At 57.8% G+C, this 14,257-nt stretch carries 12 protein-coding genes and 2 pseudogenes; 1 reads left to right on the top strand and 13 read right to left on the bottom strand.

Annotated features, from left to right (window positions below; translation table 11 throughout):
• From Q1A00_RS16540 to Q1A00_RS16500, 9 genes and pseudogenes are all read right to left on the bottom strand, one after another.
• Positions 1-1,627: pseudogene (locus Q1A00_RS16540) on the bottom strand (hypothetical protein); the annotation flags it as partial.
• A gap of 32 nt (positions 1,628-1,659) precedes the next feature.
• Positions 1,660-2,328 carry a hypothetical protein gene (locus Q1A00_RS16535; protein WP_298405621.1) on the bottom strand — a complete coding sequence of 223 codons (669 nt, stop codon included), beginning with the start codon at positions 2,326-2,328 and terminating at the stop codon, positions 1,660-1,662.
• 4 nt (positions 2,329-2,332) lie between these two features.
• A complete protein-coding gene (locus Q1A00_RS16530; RefSeq protein ID WP_298405619.1) occupies positions 2,333-3,127 on the bottom strand; it encodes a DUF6754 domain-containing protein in 795 nt (264 codons plus the stop codon).
• 270 nt (positions 3,128-3,397) lie between these two features.
• A complete protein-coding gene (locus Q1A00_RS16525; RefSeq protein WP_298405616.1) occupies positions 3,398-3,643 on the bottom strand; it encodes a hypothetical protein in 246 nt (81 codons plus the stop codon).
• Positions 3,609-4,088 (bottom strand): SRPBCC family protein, encoded by a 480-nt coding sequence (locus Q1A00_RS16520; protein WP_298405613.1) that lies wholly within the window; start codon positions 4,086-4,088, stop codon positions 3,609-3,611. Before Q1A00_RS16520 ends, Q1A00_RS16525 begins: the two co-directional genes overlap by 35 nt.
• Positions 4,089-4,130: 42 nt before the next feature.
• A complete protein-coding gene (locus tag Q1A00_RS16515) occupies positions 4,131-5,201 on the bottom strand; it encodes a 6-phosphofructokinase (RefSeq protein ID WP_298405610.1) in 1,071 nt (356 codons plus the stop codon).
• A 150-nt stretch (positions 5,202-5,351) separates the two neighbouring features.
• Entirely contained in the window at positions 5,352-6,428 is a 1,077-nt protein-coding gene (locus Q1A00_RS16510; RefSeq protein ID WP_298405607.1) for an E3 binding domain-containing protein, read from the bottom strand.
• Positions 6,429-6,505: 77 nt separating this feature from the next.
• Positions 6,506-9,091, bottom strand: coding sequence for an ATP-dependent DNA helicase RecG (gene recG, locus Q1A00_RS16505; RefSeq protein WP_298482668.1), 2,586 nt, complete (start codon positions 9,089-9,091; stop codon positions 6,506-6,508).
• Positions 9,088-9,942, bottom strand: coding sequence for a DegV family protein (locus Q1A00_RS16500; protein ID WP_298405602.1), 855 nt, complete (start codon positions 9,940-9,942; stop codon positions 9,088-9,090). The genes recG and Q1A00_RS16500 overlap by 4 nt, the downstream gene beginning before the upstream one ends.
• A gap of 103 nt (positions 9,943-10,045) precedes the next feature.
• Here Q1A00_RS16500 and rpmB point away from each other — a divergent pair, with 103 nt between their 5' ends.
• On the top strand, positions 10,046-10,231 hold the full coding sequence (rpmB, locus tag Q1A00_RS16495; protein ID WP_298405600.1) for a 50S ribosomal protein L28: 186 nt from the start codon (positions 10,046-10,048) through the stop codon (positions 10,229-10,231).
• Between the two features lie 954 nt (positions 10,232-11,185).
• Here the strand turns inward: rpmB and pstB are convergent.
• The 4 genes and pseudogenes from pstB to Q1A00_RS16475 all read right to left on the bottom strand — a co-directional run.
• The gene (gene pstB, locus Q1A00_RS16490; protein WP_299757893.1) at positions 11,186-11,986 is read right to left on the bottom strand and encodes a phosphate ABC transporter ATP-binding protein PstB; all 801 of its coding nucleotides are present in this window, start codon (positions 11,984-11,986) and stop codon (positions 11,186-11,188) included.
• Positions 11,987-11,996: 10 nt separating this feature from the next.
• Positions 11,997-12,932: a phosphate ABC transporter permease PstA gene (gene pstA, locus Q1A00_RS16485; RefSeq protein ID WP_299757890.1), complete on the bottom strand. Its 936-nt coding sequence runs from the start codon at positions 12,930-12,932 to the stop codon at positions 11,997-11,999.
• Positions 12,932-13,846: a phosphate ABC transporter permease subunit PstC gene (pstC, locus tag Q1A00_RS16480; RefSeq protein ID WP_298406024.1), complete on the bottom strand. Its 915-nt coding sequence runs from the start codon at positions 13,844-13,846 to the stop codon at positions 12,932-12,934. The genes pstA and pstC overlap by 1 nt, the downstream gene beginning before the upstream one ends.
• 99 nt (positions 13,847-13,945) lie before the next feature.
• Positions 13,946-14,257: pseudogene (locus tag Q1A00_RS16475) on the bottom strand (substrate-binding domain-containing protein); the annotation flags it as partial.

Here is a 14,257-nt window from a genome sequence, read left to right as displayed (position 1 = left end):
ACGCCGGTACCTCACTCGGAGCGGCTGGCTCTGCCGTCTGCAACCACCCCGGCACCTCACTCGGCCCGGCTGGCTCTTCTGCCTGCAACCACGCCGGCACCTCACTCGGAGCGGCTGGCTCTTCTGCCTGCAACCACCCCGGCACCTCACTCGGAGCGGCTGGCTCTGCCGTCTGCAACCACGCCGGTACCTCACTCGGCCCGGCTGGCTCTGCCGTCTCCCAAGCAGAGAGATCGCTGGCATCAGCCTCGCGCAGCCACGTCGGGATCTCGCTCGATGTTGTCGTAGGCGATCTATCAACGAGGTCAGACGGTTCTGCTTCCTGCAACCACGCCGGCGCTGCACGCTCTTCTGGTTCCGCCTCCTGCAACCACGCCAGCGCTGCGCCCGCCTCTGCTTCAGCAGTTTCCCACCCAGCGCGAGCACCAGCGTCAGCCTCGCGCAACCACGCTGGAACCTCGCCAAAAGAATCGGCGGTTGGCGACGTATCGAGCGATACTGGCTCTGGCGGAACGGCACTCAACTGCCGCTCCGCTTCCAGCAACCAATCAGGCGGCTCTTGCGCTTCCGGTACTTCCGACGCTTCCGGTTGCAGCGCCGGCTCAGCTTCACTAGTTAACCAAGCCGGAAAGTCAGCATCAGAGCCGGTCACGTTGCGCAGAGCCGCATTGCTGTCAGCCACCAAGGTTGGCGCATCCGATGCGACTGGCGGGGTTGTCGTTGTTGGAGGCGACGTAAAATCTTCATCGAGCAGCCACGACGGAAGATCAAGGCGCACCGAGCCGGGAGCAGCCGGCGGCTCATCACCAGCAACATTCTGCAACCAAACCGGCAAATCTGGCACTGGCGGACCACCGGATGGTGAACGATTCGGCGTTGACCATTCCGGCACATCGGTCGCAAAGACGGTCTCTTCATTCGCGGCTACGCCTGTCCCCCAATCCGGCGGATTGGTTGGCGGCGCAATCTCGGCCAATTCATTCAACCAATCATCGAGCGCCGGTTCAGATGGCTGCTCGGCTGCCACAACCGGCTCGTTCGACAACACTGACGGCTCCGATGGCGCTTCAGCAAAGGCCTTTGCAATCTCTTCCTCGCTCAAATCGCGCAACCATTCGGGCACACCAGTATTGGGATCAAGCGACGCCGGTTCTGGCGCCAATTCTGGTGCCGGTTCGACTACCTCTTCCTCTTCGTGGCCAATACTCCGCAACCAATCAGTGGGGCCAACGGGCAGGCGCAGCCGCGAACTCGTGGTTGGCGGCGGTTCAGCCGGTGACTCAGCGGCGGGAGCTGGTTCGCCACTGAGGCCTTGCAGCCAGCCGGTAGCGCCGAAGGTAGACGGACGTTCAGGCGGAGCTTCCGGCGCATCATCAGCCAACCACGCTGCCGGCTCGGCGCTAGCAAGAGGATCGCTCACCTCTGTTTGCAACTCAGCCAGCCAATCGGGCACATCAGCGGGAGCAGCCGGCTCAGGTGCAGTCAGCCAATCAGGAATCGCCTCAGCAGACGATGGTGATGGCGGAGTTATCCGATCAATACCACGCAACCACGCTGGCGTCTCATCGGAGTCGTCCGGCGGCGGCGGTAAGGGCACATTACGAAGCCATGGCGGTAGATGTTCCATAGTGGCATCATTAGCGCCGGTACGCGACCGCCTCAGCGATCGGCATACGGCATATCAAAGCCAATGAGTAGACGCACGCCAGCCACGAGCGCGCCAATCGCTGATCCAAGCAAAAGACCGCGCGCGCCGGCAGCAACAAGATAATCATTGAGCCACTGCACAGTCTGGCCGATCACTGGGATCAAGGTCAATGGCGGCAATTGAATAATCAGCACCAACAGCGCCACAACAACCACAACCACTGCTTCAGCGCGGCCACTGCGCAACGTGCGCAGCATCGCGCTCAACGCGAAAAAGGCGAGGAGCGCAAGCAAGCTTGCGGCGAGCGGTTCATAGATCAAGCGAAACACGATGCGGATCGGCGGCGCAGCTAAGGTTGCCGGCAACGCCAATCCGGTTGCAGTACGGGTCGGATAGAAGATACCGGCCACAATCACGATGACCATACCCGCAATCAACACAAGGCTATAGCGAGCTTCTGGCGTGCGCATCTGTACCCGCCGCATATGCGCCTGCGCCACACTCCACGCGCCGATAAGCACTGCGATAGCCGTAATCAACGCCGCCCACTGCACCAACACCGCTGCCAAAGCAGCGACTGCCGGGCCAGCGCCGACAAAATCAAGCAGCACGATCAGCCCGCTGACACCGGCGATCACCACTGCGATCAGTTGGCGCGGATTGCGCAACGGAGACGACATGCAATCACCACCCCGGCAAGAATGGCCATCCCAATAACGACCGGATCACACCGTACCCAAAAGCCAATACCATCAACCAGATGACCGCTGCCCGCAGCGTATCGTGGGTCAGCAAGCGCGCTTGGGGCGCAGGGGCCGCAGTCAGATATGCCTCAGCCGCAAAGATCTCTTCGCCCACCAACACGTGCGGCGTTGTCACCGCCATCACACCTAGCGCCGCTGGATGGGTGCTACCCAATACTTGTGGAATCTGTTGTTGCGCGCCAATCTCTGCCGCTAGCAATACTTCTTGATCAAAAGCGCCGGCGAGCAAACTCGCTTCTAACGGTTCACGATGATAGCGGGCCGCCACAGCCGCAGCATACGCCATCGCGTCGGCGTGCGCCCAAAGCTCGATCTGGCGCGGGTCGAACGCCTGCGGCTGACCAACAGCGCGGTACGACTGGCGGACAGCGCCCCGCAACGCTAGATGAGCCACTGCATCAGCCGAGCTAACGACGATCGTTGCCCCACTCGCCGCTGCCTGCTCGCTAGCCTGCCGCACAACGTTCAAGCCGGCCAGCAACTCAGCCGTACTGGCCCGTTGCCCATCGCCGGCCCCAATCGTGCTAGCACCGGGAGAGAGATGTACTGCCCGGCCCGTTTCCGCACTGCGCGCCAGTGCCACCCGTAAGGCATCCAACGCCGGCAGTGGCCGCCGTACCGGCAGCCGGCCAGCGAGGACGCGCGCGTGATGCAGCCAGACAAGGGCGATGACCACGGCAAGCGCAATAATGAAGAAGATTGCCGGCAGGCTCATCAGATGCTTCCTTTTTTTCCGACAACACGCAATCGTTTACAGCTTGGCTGCCAATTTCTTATTGAGTGTAACCCACTAGATCGGCTTTGTCAATTGTTTGAGGCAAGAAAAAGCTTCACAAAGCGATAAAACGACACACAATCGTAGAAAGAACGCTAGGGGTAAGATGCTGAGCTGCCAGTCACAGAGTGCGGCAGCGTTGCTGCCACATGCCAGATGACCCACAGCGGGATACCAGCGAGAGAGACCAAACAGCGCTTACATAAACAGTCACAACTGTTTATGTAAGCGCTCCTGCAGCAGATCGCGCAGTGCAGGCCAATGGGCCGGCGTCGTCAACAGATCGATCACGCCGGCCCAGCGCGTACCGCGGGCGAATGGTGCCAGCGCCTGCGCGCCTTGGCTACACACCACATCGAGCGGGGCCACGATCTGCAACACCATTGCAACCGGCACACTCAAGCCGGCCCGCTCGATCTGGTCAGCTAGGTGGTGAAGGAGGTGTGACGGTTCCATTTGGCGTTTGTTCAACCACCCGGCGCAACGCATGCAGAAATTCGAGTGCCAGCTTCTCGAAGCGTTTGCGCTGAGTAGCATCAATCAGGTGCGCAACCAGATCGGGCAACTCCAATTGGTCAAGCCGCTCGATACGGTAACGGCCATCCTCAAGTGGCACCAACCGGCAGCGGTTGATGCCTTGAAACGGCGGAAAACTGATTCGGAAGCGCGTCGCCCGGCTCAACGGCGTATAATCGATTACTTCCATCTCGGCATGCACGAGCATACCGTGCAGTTTAAAACGATACCCATGCCGCGGATGGTCATCCGCCGGCAACTCAATCCGCACCCGTTCGAGCGATGGCATCCAACGTGGCCAATTCCTGAAATCGTCAAGTACAGCCAACACCCGCTCCGGCGGTGCAGTTGTCACCGTCGTTGCGGCGATCTCATAGCGGATCATTGCCTCGTCACCTCTGTGCTGATGCCGGCAACGCGGGCGGCATCAGAGTTCGTCACCAAACACGATTCCCAGACTCCGCGCGCATAGCACTAAATCGCTATGCGGGCGCACCCGATTAAGGTAACCACAGGCTTCGACCAGCGGCACCGTCACAATATCTTGCCCGCGCAGCGCCACCATCTCGCCATAGATCCCGCGCGCGGCAGCTTGCACCGCCGCCGCGCCGTAGCGCGTTGAGAGTAAGCGGTCATACGGTGAGGGTGAGCCGCCGCGCTGCAAATGGCCTAACACCACCACCCGCACATCTTTGCCGGTCAGATGCTCAAGCTGTTCACCAACCCAATGCCCGATCCCGCCCAAGCGGCCTTCAGCGACATACATCTCTTGACCGCCACGCGGGCGGGCGCCTTCCGCAACTACGATAATACTAAACGCACTCCCTTGCACATCGCGCGCATGCACCTTTTCGGCCACCCGCTCGATCGAGAAGGGGATTTCCGGAATCAAGATCACATCGGCCCCACCCGACAATCCGGCGTGCAACGCGATCCAACCGGTATGCCGGCCCATGACTTCAAGTACCATCACTCGATTATGACTGGCCGCCGTGGTGTGAAGTCGATCAATCGCATCGGTCGCCACTTGCAGCGCGGTATCAAAACCGAAGGTACGATCGGTGCCGGCGAGATCGTTATCAATCGTCTTTGGCACCCCAATCACCGGTGCACCCAGTTTGTGCAGCTCCAGCGCAATTCGTTGGGTGCCTTCGCCGCCGATCGTGATTAAGGCGCGCAATCCCATCTCTTCAATCGCTTTGACTGCACGGACATACGGATCCTCTTCCGATAACTCATCGCTGCGTCGCGGGCCAAAATGGCCTTTATTCGTCGTGCGCAGGATCGTCCCGCCACGCGGCAATAATCCTTGCACGTCAGCATTGGTCAACACACGATAGCTCTTCGTCCCCAACAGCCCCTCGAACCCGTCGTGAATACCGAGCACTTCCCAACCGAGACTGGACGCCGACTTGACGACTGCACGGATGACGGCGTTAAGACCCGGCGCATCGCCTCCACTGGTGAGCACGCCGATCCGCTGCTTCTTGCTCGCCATGGCTTACCCCCTCGGACTTATTTCGGTTATCACAGTTTGCTGGCCCGACACACAGATTATACCACCTGCAACTATAGCGTAGCGGTAAATTGTGGCGGTTTTTTTGTAGTTGTGGAGCAACCATAGCAGAGATAGGGCATCGTTCTATCCCTACTCCACGCTGAGCCGGCGACCAAGATCGCGCAAGAAGGCCATCGCGGTTGGATGATCAAGGATGCGCGCATCGTACCACACACTGAGATGCGCGATCGAACCTGTCACCATGGTTTTTTCATCAAGCGCCACCGGTTGCGGATGGGCCGCACTCAGCGTCAACGCCGCCGATGTACCCGACAACGGCGGCACGATCTGCCACCAGCCGTTCGTCGCCGCAATCACACAGGTCGCCCCGCTCAGATCGCTGTTCGCTTGCGCCAATGCCCGGGCAATACCGCGTTCGGTTAAATCACCGGCATCAGCGACTAAACTCCAGCGCCCATCAAGCAAGCCGGCTGCCACGTGGTAGCGATGGCGCACGATAATAGCCGAATCACTCCACACGGCGTTGATCAGGGGGTGCAAGGGGAAGAGCGCCGCTGCCGCCGCAATCAACGCACCGAGCGGGGTGGCTTGCAGACCGCGCGCGGCGAATTCGGCGGCCTGCGCCGCGCACCGGCGCAAGAGCGGCTGCACATTCACGGCAATGGTAGCGCTGGCCAGCGGGATGAGTTCGGTGATGGCCAATGGCGGTTTTATCACTGTCGCGACTGCCACCGTCTGATCGGCCAGCATCGAGGATGGTTCAGCGATAGGCACAACAGGTTCAGGCGGCAGCAACTCAGCCGGCGCCGTCATTATCACTGGTTGGTGATGATAGGAATCTTCGCCCTTGCCAGCCGCCGCCAACACATCATCCCGCCCGATCCGGCCAGCCGGCCCGCTGCCGGTCAAGGTTGCAAGGTCAACACCCAAAACCGCTGCCATCCGCCGCGCCAACGGCGTCACCCGGAGGCGGCGCGGCGGCGCACAACGGGCAAGGATTGCGCCGACAGCTAGCTGTGCTCCCGGCGCGACCAGTTGTTCGGCGAGGATACCGTCACATTGCGCCGGCAGCACCCACTCGGCGTCAGCCGTGAGCACTCGCGCCACTGGGGTGGCGGGTGTAATCGGGTCGCCTACGGCGACGAGCCATTCCAATAAAGTCGCCTCACCCAGTGCAGGCGGCAACGTGATGGTCTGTTGTTGCATGAGCAAGCTCCGTTGCTGCTGAAAATACGGTAAAGGCGACGCGGCGCGTCGCCCCGTTCCTCTTCTGAGGACTCGGCTCACCCCGCTTGCAATGCCTCGGCCCAGAAGGCATCGACTTTCTGGCGTAACAGTTCATGTTCAGGGTGCGCCAGCTCAGGATCATCATTCAAAATCGCTTCGGCCAGCCGGCGCGCTTCGGCCAGCAGCCGGGTGTCGCCCTGTTGGGCCATCTTCAGGTCGGGCGTCCCGCTCTGGCGCGTGCCGAAAAATTCGCCCGGCCCGCGCAGTTGGAGATCAATCTCAGCCAGCTTGAAGCCGTCGTTCGTCTCCTCAAGCGCGGCCAGTCGCTCTTTCGATTGCTGGTTGTCGCTATCGCTGATCAGAATACAGTAGCTTTGAAGACTGCCGCGACCAACTCGGCCACGGAATTGGTGTAACTGTGCCAGACCAAACCGTTCCGCACCTTCAATCACAATCGTTGTCGCATTAGGGACATCAATGCCGACTTCGATCACTGCCGTCGCCACCAGTATATCGTACTGGTGATCGCGAAACGCGCGCATCACCTCATCTTTTTCACGGGCCGGCATCTTGCCGTGGAGCAAAGCCACACGCAAATCGGGAAAGACCTCGTGTTGCAAGCGCTCGTACATCTCTTCGGCGGAGGGCAGATCAAGCTTCTCGCTCTCTTCGACTAGCGGGCAAATCACATACACCTGCCGCCCCTCGGCCACCTGCTTGCGGATGTGGCGATAGGCTTTCTCGCGTTCAGAGCGGCTGATCCGGCGCGTGCGGATCTCTTGCCGACCGGGTGGACGCTCATCAAGCACCGAAACGTCGAGATCACCGTAGATGGTCAGAGTCAATGTACGCGGGATAGGGGTGGCGGTCATCACCAGCATGTGCGGGTTACAGCCTTTGTTCTTCAGGCGCAATCGCTGTTCGACACCGAAGCGGTGCTGTTCATCAACCACCACCAAGCCCAAATTGGCAAACTGCACCGTCTCGGTAATCAACGCATGGGTACCAACCACCAGATCGATCTCGCCACGCGCAACCCCTTCCAGCACCCGTCGCCGCTCACGCGTGCTCAAACTGCCGGTGAGCAATGCTACCCTCACCCCCTGCCCCTCCATATCTTCTTCGGGGGTCATGCCCAAAATCGTCACGATTTCAGCCAGCTTGGCCGCCTCATCAGGATCGAGCAAGGCCCGCCAATCAGCTTGTTGGTACGTCTCGGCAGGCGTGGTTGCTGCCGCCTTGCGCGGCACCCGCACCCGACTGAGCAACTGTTTGAGATTTTTGGCATGCTGTTCAGCCAAAATCTCGGTGGGAGCCATCAGTGCGCCTTGGAAACCATTGACGATTGCTTGCAGCAACGCCGCCGCCGCTACCACCGTCTTGCCGCTGCCGACGTCACCTTGCAACAGGCGCGCCATTGGCGATGGTCGCTGCATATCGGCAAAAATCTCGCCGATAGCCCGCTGCTGAGCAGTCGTTAGTTGGAACGGTAATAGACGCTGCAACTCAGCATGCACCTGCGTATCAATCACGAACGGCAACCCCATTTCTTGCTGCCAGAGCCGCTTGCGCTGCAAGACGCCAATCTGAATGAAGAGAAACTCATCAAAGCCAAGCCGGCGGCGCGCAGCAGCAAGTTTCTCGTGATTATCGGGAAAGTGGATTTGGGCAAGCGCCTCGCCAAGCGGTAAGAGTTGTGCCTGTTCACGACGGTATGGCGGCAGATGATCTGGAACGCGCGGCGCCATCGCGTCGATCACCTGCTTGATAAAGCGACGAGCCTGATTTTCATGCAGACCTTGCGTTAACGGGTGGATCGGCACCAAGCGACCGGTATGCAAGAGGGCGTCTGGATCAGGCGTATAACGTTCCCAGCGCGGGCTGCTAAACTGGCGCTTCCCGCCGAACACCGTCACCTTCCCGCTCAGAGCAATTGTCTGGCCGACCTTGATCTGCTGGGCAATCCAGCGTTGATTGAAAAAGATCGCCTCAATCGAGCCGGTCTCATCGCTTACCTCGACCCGCACCCGCACCTTGGGGCCGGCGCCGATCGTGCGCACATCGGTCACCTCACCGATTACTGTCTCCTCAGCCCCGACCTGCAATTCGCTAATCGAACGGCGACCTCTTACATCGTCATAACGGCGCGGGAAGTGATACAGCAGATCGCGAATGGTCACCACACCAAGCCGACGAAATCCACCCACCAACCGCCAATCGAGGCCAGCAACCTGTTCGAGCTGCGCATCGAGATCAAGCTCAGCCAGCGGATGCTTCGGCACCTGCGCCGCCCGATTGCGTACGTGCCGCGTTGCCGCGCGGCGGGGCGTGGGCGGTGCCGGTTCTGGCGCCTGAGCGGATTCCGGTGGATTGTGGGCAGACCGGAAGAGCGACCGCAATTCTTCGATCGCCGCTGCCAACGCTTGATCGCGTTCGGCAAACGTCATGCCGTCGTACCCCACCAACCACCCGATCGCGCGTTGCACCGCCGGCAAACGCGCGGCACTGCCGGCGACAGCCGACCAGTGACGGAGAAACGCCAACAAACCGTCATCGGTCACCCGATCGGCACACCCATCACGACGCTCGGCGGCCAATACTTTGCCGAGCGCCGTCACCTGCTGTCGCTCAACCTCGGTCATGCCTCATCGAAGCCTTCAAACACCGTCACCGCCATTGCGCCGGGGCCAAGCCGGGCCGCAATCGCCGGCCCCATACGCGACACCTGGACCCGATCACGCGGGAAAATCGGATCGAGCTTCTCGAGTAACTTCTCGACATCTTCCGGCGTGGTGGCGTAATGAATGATCACATCTTCAACATGCGGAAAATCTTCGACAAAGGTAAAGAGACCCTCGATCGCCTTGGCGCGAGTCCGCGTGCGCTCGTAAGGCACAATCTCACCTTCATCGAGGATCATGAGCGGCTTGATCCGCTGCATCGAGCCGATAAGCGAGCCGCTAAACGTCAAGATCCCGCTTTGCTCGAGATATTCCATCGTATCGACGAAAAAAGCAGTATGGGTATGACGGATGGTCTGCCCGATCAAGTCGCTTACCGCAGCCGGAGGCATGCCATCACGAATGGCGCGGGCGGCGGCAATGGCGACCGATCCTTGCCCCATCCCAGCTAACTTACTATCAATCACCTCAATGCGCGTATTCGAGGCCGGCAACCGCGCGCAGGCGGTCTGCGCCTCGCTCAGGATGGATCCGAGACGATGACTGAGGTGGATCGAGTATACATAGTCATAGCGCCCCAGCAGACTACGGTAAAGCTGCTCGAAGACCGTCGCCGACGGTTTGATAATCTCAACCCGGTCATGGCCATTGAAGAGCAGATCGTAAACCTGATCTTCGCTAATATCAATCCCAATCCGATACAACCGATCGTCGATCTGCGCCAAGAGCGGCACAACTTCGATCTCAAGATCACGCGCTACCTCAAACGGGATGTCGCTCGCGCCGTCAGTAATGACTTTCATCAGTGCCATGGTCTGCCCTATGGTACGGAGCGGTTTGCCAAAGCGAATACAATATGGTATAGTCTCGCAAAGTGTGACTATTAAAGAGATGTACGTTTCGGAGCGTAGTCCTATGGCAAAATGTGAACTCTGCGGCAAAAAACCTTCGTTTGGTCACAATGTCAGCTTCTCGAAGCGCCGGACTAACCGGATCTGGCGGCCCAATATTCAGAAGACGACGTTGATGGCACCCGGCGGCCAGCCGGTGCAGGTGCGGATCTGCACCCGCTGTATGCGCACACTGGCCAAGACGCGCTAATGTGCGGTTCGATATCCATTAGGAGAGGCCAGTGTCCGGCAGGGACGCTGGCCTCTGCGCTTTTGCTTATTATAGCCGATAGGCTAGTGCCGCGCAAACCATCAAGGCAGCGGGCATGGCTAAAACTAGATGAACAATGGTTCGCCTTGTGTGCTTTCACGAGAGGCTTGCGCTACCGGGCGCAAATCAATTACGCAATCCACCATTGCATTGGGCGACCGGAACGTGATATGTATCGATGTCCTGTGGACAAGATGAGGCACGCCATCAATGGTGTTCCTGACAAGGCTGAGCCAATTGCCTAAGGTTGCTCGATCAGTCAAATCGGCAACGTCCAACATCACGCCACTTCGCTCTGACTTGCCCCCAAATCCCTTCACCGTACCGCGGCTCGTCACGCACACTTTACCCAAACCGCTCGCCGAAACCTCATGCGCCACAATACTGGACTGGTTGCTGTCAAGGCTTCCTGCACCGCCTGCGCATCGCCGGGCAACGACTGGGTCGCCCACCGAAACTAGCACGGCGCATTAGAGTCTTCGGGTTTTTCAAGCATGAAGAGCAGATCGGAGAGAGCATACGCACCGATTTATATCACCGAGCGTAAAACTGTGCGTTGCATAGACCAACTCCGTTGCTGAACGCATCCCTGCCTGTAGCGTAGCCAGCACGGTATTGCCTCCTGTCCGTGCGCGCCACCGTCAGACGGCGAAGCAATTGCCTCCGAGCGCGGACTGAACCCGCTCAGGCATGCTTGCCGCCTGAGCAAGAGATTGCCTCGGGCACGCCGCGCCCTCACAATGACGTAAAGGTCACACCGCACAATGACATCAGCAAGGCAGACATGATCCCGCCGCAACACTCCACCAATAAAGAAGACTCATCGCCGGAAAGTTATGACCTTCCAGCGATGAGACTTCCCCATTCATCTATTCGCTCCCTATTCGTTGTCGATTAACCGAACCGACCCGAAATGTACTGTTCAGTTCGCTCGTCTTTCGGGTTTTGGAAGATTTGCGAGGTAGGGCCATACTCAATAAGCTGGCCAGCGCGATCGCTATCCATAAGGAAGAAGGCGGTATAGTCAGAGGCGCGCGAGGCCTGCTGCATATTATGGGTCACGATAATGATCGTGTAACGTTGGCGCAGTTCAAACATCAACTCCTCGATCTTGAGTGTTGAGATTGGGTCAAGCGCCGAACATGGCTCGTCCATCAAAATCACTTCCGGCTCGACGGCGAGAGCGCGGGCAATGCAGAGCCGCTGCTGCTGGCCGCCCGACAGCGACAAGCCGTTCTGATTGAGCTTGTCCTTCACCTCATCCCACAGGGCTGCGCCACGCAACGAACGCTCCACGAGTTCATCCATCTCACTCTTCGAGAGCTTCCAGCCATTGATCCGCGGGCCGTAAGCCACGTTCTCGTAAATGCTCTTCGGGAAGGGATTTGGCTTCTGAAAAACCATCCCGATCCGACGACGAACATTCACCGGATCAACCCCCGGCGCATAGATATTTTCGCCGTGGAAGAGGACTTGACCCTCTACCCGCGCCGATGGCACCAAGTCATTCATCCGGTTGAATGACCGCAACACAGTACTCTTACCACAACCTGAAGGCCCAATCAGCGCCGTGATCCGGTTTTTCTCGATCACGAGATTAACATCCTTAACCGCACGAAATGAGCCATAGTACACGCTCAAGTTGTGCGCTTCAATTGCATTGGGATTATCGCGTTCCAAATCTTGAGTTGTCATCGGTGTGCCTTTAGTAACGCTTCTGATAACGATTGCGAAGATAGATCGCCAGTGCGTTGATAGTTAACAAAATCGTCAACAGAACAAGGATACCAGCCGCTGCCAATGAACGAAAATCATCCTGCGGTCGTGACGTCCAGTTAAAAATCTGGATCGGCAGCACGGTAAAGATATCGAGCAAGTTACGGGGCAAGAATGGAACGAAGGTAAGCGCACCAATGGTAATCAATGGCGCCGTCTCGCCAATCGCACGTGAAACCGCCAAAATGCTTCCGGTGAGGATACCACCAATCGACTGCGGCAGCACAACATTCCACACCGTCTGCCAGCGGGTCGCACCGAGGGCATAGCTTGCCTGCCGTAAGCTTAATGGGACAGCACGGATCGATTCCCGCGATGCAACAATAATGATCGGCATCACAAGGAGCGCTAAGGTTAATGCACCGGTCAGAATACTCCGGCCAAGAAACAGCCAGCGGGCAAAGACCTGCAAGCCAAGGAGACCGTAGATAATTGACGGCACTGCGGCGAGATTGCTGATGTTAATCTCAACAATCCGCGAGAACCAGTTGTCACGCGCATACTCTTCGAGGTAAATCGCCGCTGCAACGCCAAGCGGAAATGAGAACAAGATAGTGAGTGAGATAGTGTAGAGCGTACCAGCGATCGCTGCTTTTGCACCTGCACGATCGGCAAAACGTGAGTCAAAGTTGTTGAAGAACTCCCACCGCAACCAGTTGGTTCCACCGCTAAAAATACCTGTTGCCTTGTCGATAACATCGAGGATTAACACAACAAGGACGCCTAACCCAAACAGAATACTAAGCCATCCTAGCACAACGAGAATACGGCCTTTGAAATGACGCCATCGAAGCTGTGCTTCGTTCTGTTCATTAATCTGTTCACGTGTTCGTGATGTGACTGTTATCTGTTCTTGGGCAGACATTAATCGTAAACCTCCCGGAACTTACGCACCATCCAATAACTGAAGATGTTGAGGATAAAGGTGAAAACGAAGAGCGTAAAACCAACCGCATAGAGCGTGTAGTAGCTCAGCGAACCGTATGGCGTATCACCCAAGCTCACCTGTACGATGTACGAGGTCATTGTCATGACCGGCACGGTTGGATCAAAGGTCAGCCGCGGATTCTGACCGGCCGCAATCGCGACAATCATCGTCTCACCGACTGCACGCGAGAATGCTAGCACAATCGAGGCCACAATACCAGAAATCGCTGCCGGTGCAACTACTTTCGTCGCTACTTCGAAGCGCGTCGAGCCAAGACCATACGCCGCTTCGCGCAGAGAGTTTGGCACTGCTGAGAGGGAGTCCTCGCTGAGGGACGCTACAAATGGAATGAGCATAACGCCCATGACGAGACCAGCGCTTAGCGAATTGAAGATGCTCAGCGTAGGAATAAAGTTCTTGAGAAAAGGTGTAACAACAGTCAACGCAAAATAGCCGTAGACAACCGTTGGGATTCCGGCCAAAATCTCGAGTAATGGTTTGACTGTACGACGGATATTATCAGATGCAAATTCGCTTAGGAAGATGGCAGCAATCAGACCGAGCGGTACTGCAACTAGCATGGCAATCGCCGAGGTAAGGACAGTTGCTGAAACAAGGGGCCAAATACCGTACTTCTTAATTGAGAAGAGCGGTGTCCATTCAGTTTCGGTTAAGAATTCAATAATCGATACTTCACTAAAGAAAGCGACCGTTTCAAAAAATAGAGAGAAAACGATACCGGCTGTAGTGAGGATTGAAACTGTTGCGGCGAATAGGAGCAGTCCTTGAATTGTACGCTCAAAAATCACGCGTGGTAAGTTTGGTTGCCGACGCAGGTCAGTAACAGCCACGATACTTCTCCTCTACGATAGCACAATACCCTTTTTAGCCTACCATAGAGCGACAGGATGAGCAAGAACGTATCTTGCTCATCCTGCACGGTAGACTGTTTATTTGCTCAGATAGCGTTCGAGGGTCAAGCCAACTTCTTCACCCTCTTTCACTAACGTGCCCAGCTTCCGGTCATTAAAGCGCTTGGCAATCGCTTTGTACAGCTCGTCCGACAGCGCCACATACCCGACCTGCGGCGTCTGGATCAGCGGCGTGAATTCAGGGCTCAGGTAGTAGTTGACGAACGCCTGCACCTCCGGACGCTCCGCTGCTTCCTTCCGCACGTAGATGAACAGCGGTCGCGACAGCGGGATGTACGTCCCGTTGGCAATCGTCTCGAAGCTCGGCTCGACGCAGCCATTGCCGCCGTC

It is taken from the genome of uncultured Chloroflexus sp. (genome assembly GCF_938091255.1).
Taxonomy (GTDB): domain Bacteria; phylum Chloroflexota; class Chloroflexia; order Chloroflexales; family Chloroflexaceae; genus Chloroflexus.
Note: the sequence above shows the minus strand (reverse complement) of the source record. Positions and strands in the feature narration are given on the sequence as shown.

Bases quoted from the DNA above. Each gene is read 5' to 3' on its own strand.
- Q1A00_RS16535 (WP_298405621.1), bottom strand. From the start codon at position 2,328: ATGTCGTCTCCGTTGCGCAATCCGCGCCAACTGATCGCAGTGGTGATC.
- Q1A00_RS16530 (WP_298405619.1), bottom strand. From the start codon at position 3,127: ATGAGCCTGCCGGCAATCTTCTTCATTATTGCGCTTGCCGTGGTCATC.
- Q1A00_RS16525 (WP_298405616.1), bottom strand. From the start codon at position 3,643: ATGGAACCGTCACACCTCCTTCACCACCTAGCTGACCAGATCGAGCGG.
- Q1A00_RS16520 (WP_298405613.1), bottom strand. From the start codon at position 4,088: ATGATCCGCTATGAGATCGCCGCAACGACGGTGACAACTGCACCGCCG.
- Q1A00_RS16515 (WP_298405610.1), bottom strand. From the start codon at position 5,201: ATGGCGAGCAAGAAGCAGCGGATCGGCGTGCTCACCAGTGGAGGCGAT.
- Q1A00_RS16510 (WP_298405607.1), bottom strand. From the start codon at position 6,428: ATGCAACAACAGACCATCACGTTGCCGCCTGCACTGGGTGAGGCGACT.
- recG (WP_298482668.1), bottom strand. From the start codon at position 9,091: ATGACCGAGGTTGAGCGACAGCAGGTGACGGCGCTCGGCAAAGTATTG.
- Q1A00_RS16500 (WP_298405602.1), bottom strand. From the start codon at position 9,942: ATGGCACTGATGAAAGTCATTACTGACGGCGCGAGCGACATCCCGTTT.
- rpmB (WP_298405600.1), top strand. From the start codon at position 10,046: ATGGCAAAATGTGAACTCTGCGGCAAAAAACCTTCGTTTGGTCACAAT.
- pstB (WP_299757893.1), bottom strand. From the start codon at position 11,986: ATGACAACTCAAGATTTGGAACGCGATAATCCCAATGCAATTGAAGCG.
- pstA (WP_299757890.1), bottom strand. From the start codon at position 12,932: ATGTCTGCCCAAGAACAGATAACAGTCACATCACGAACACGTGAACAG.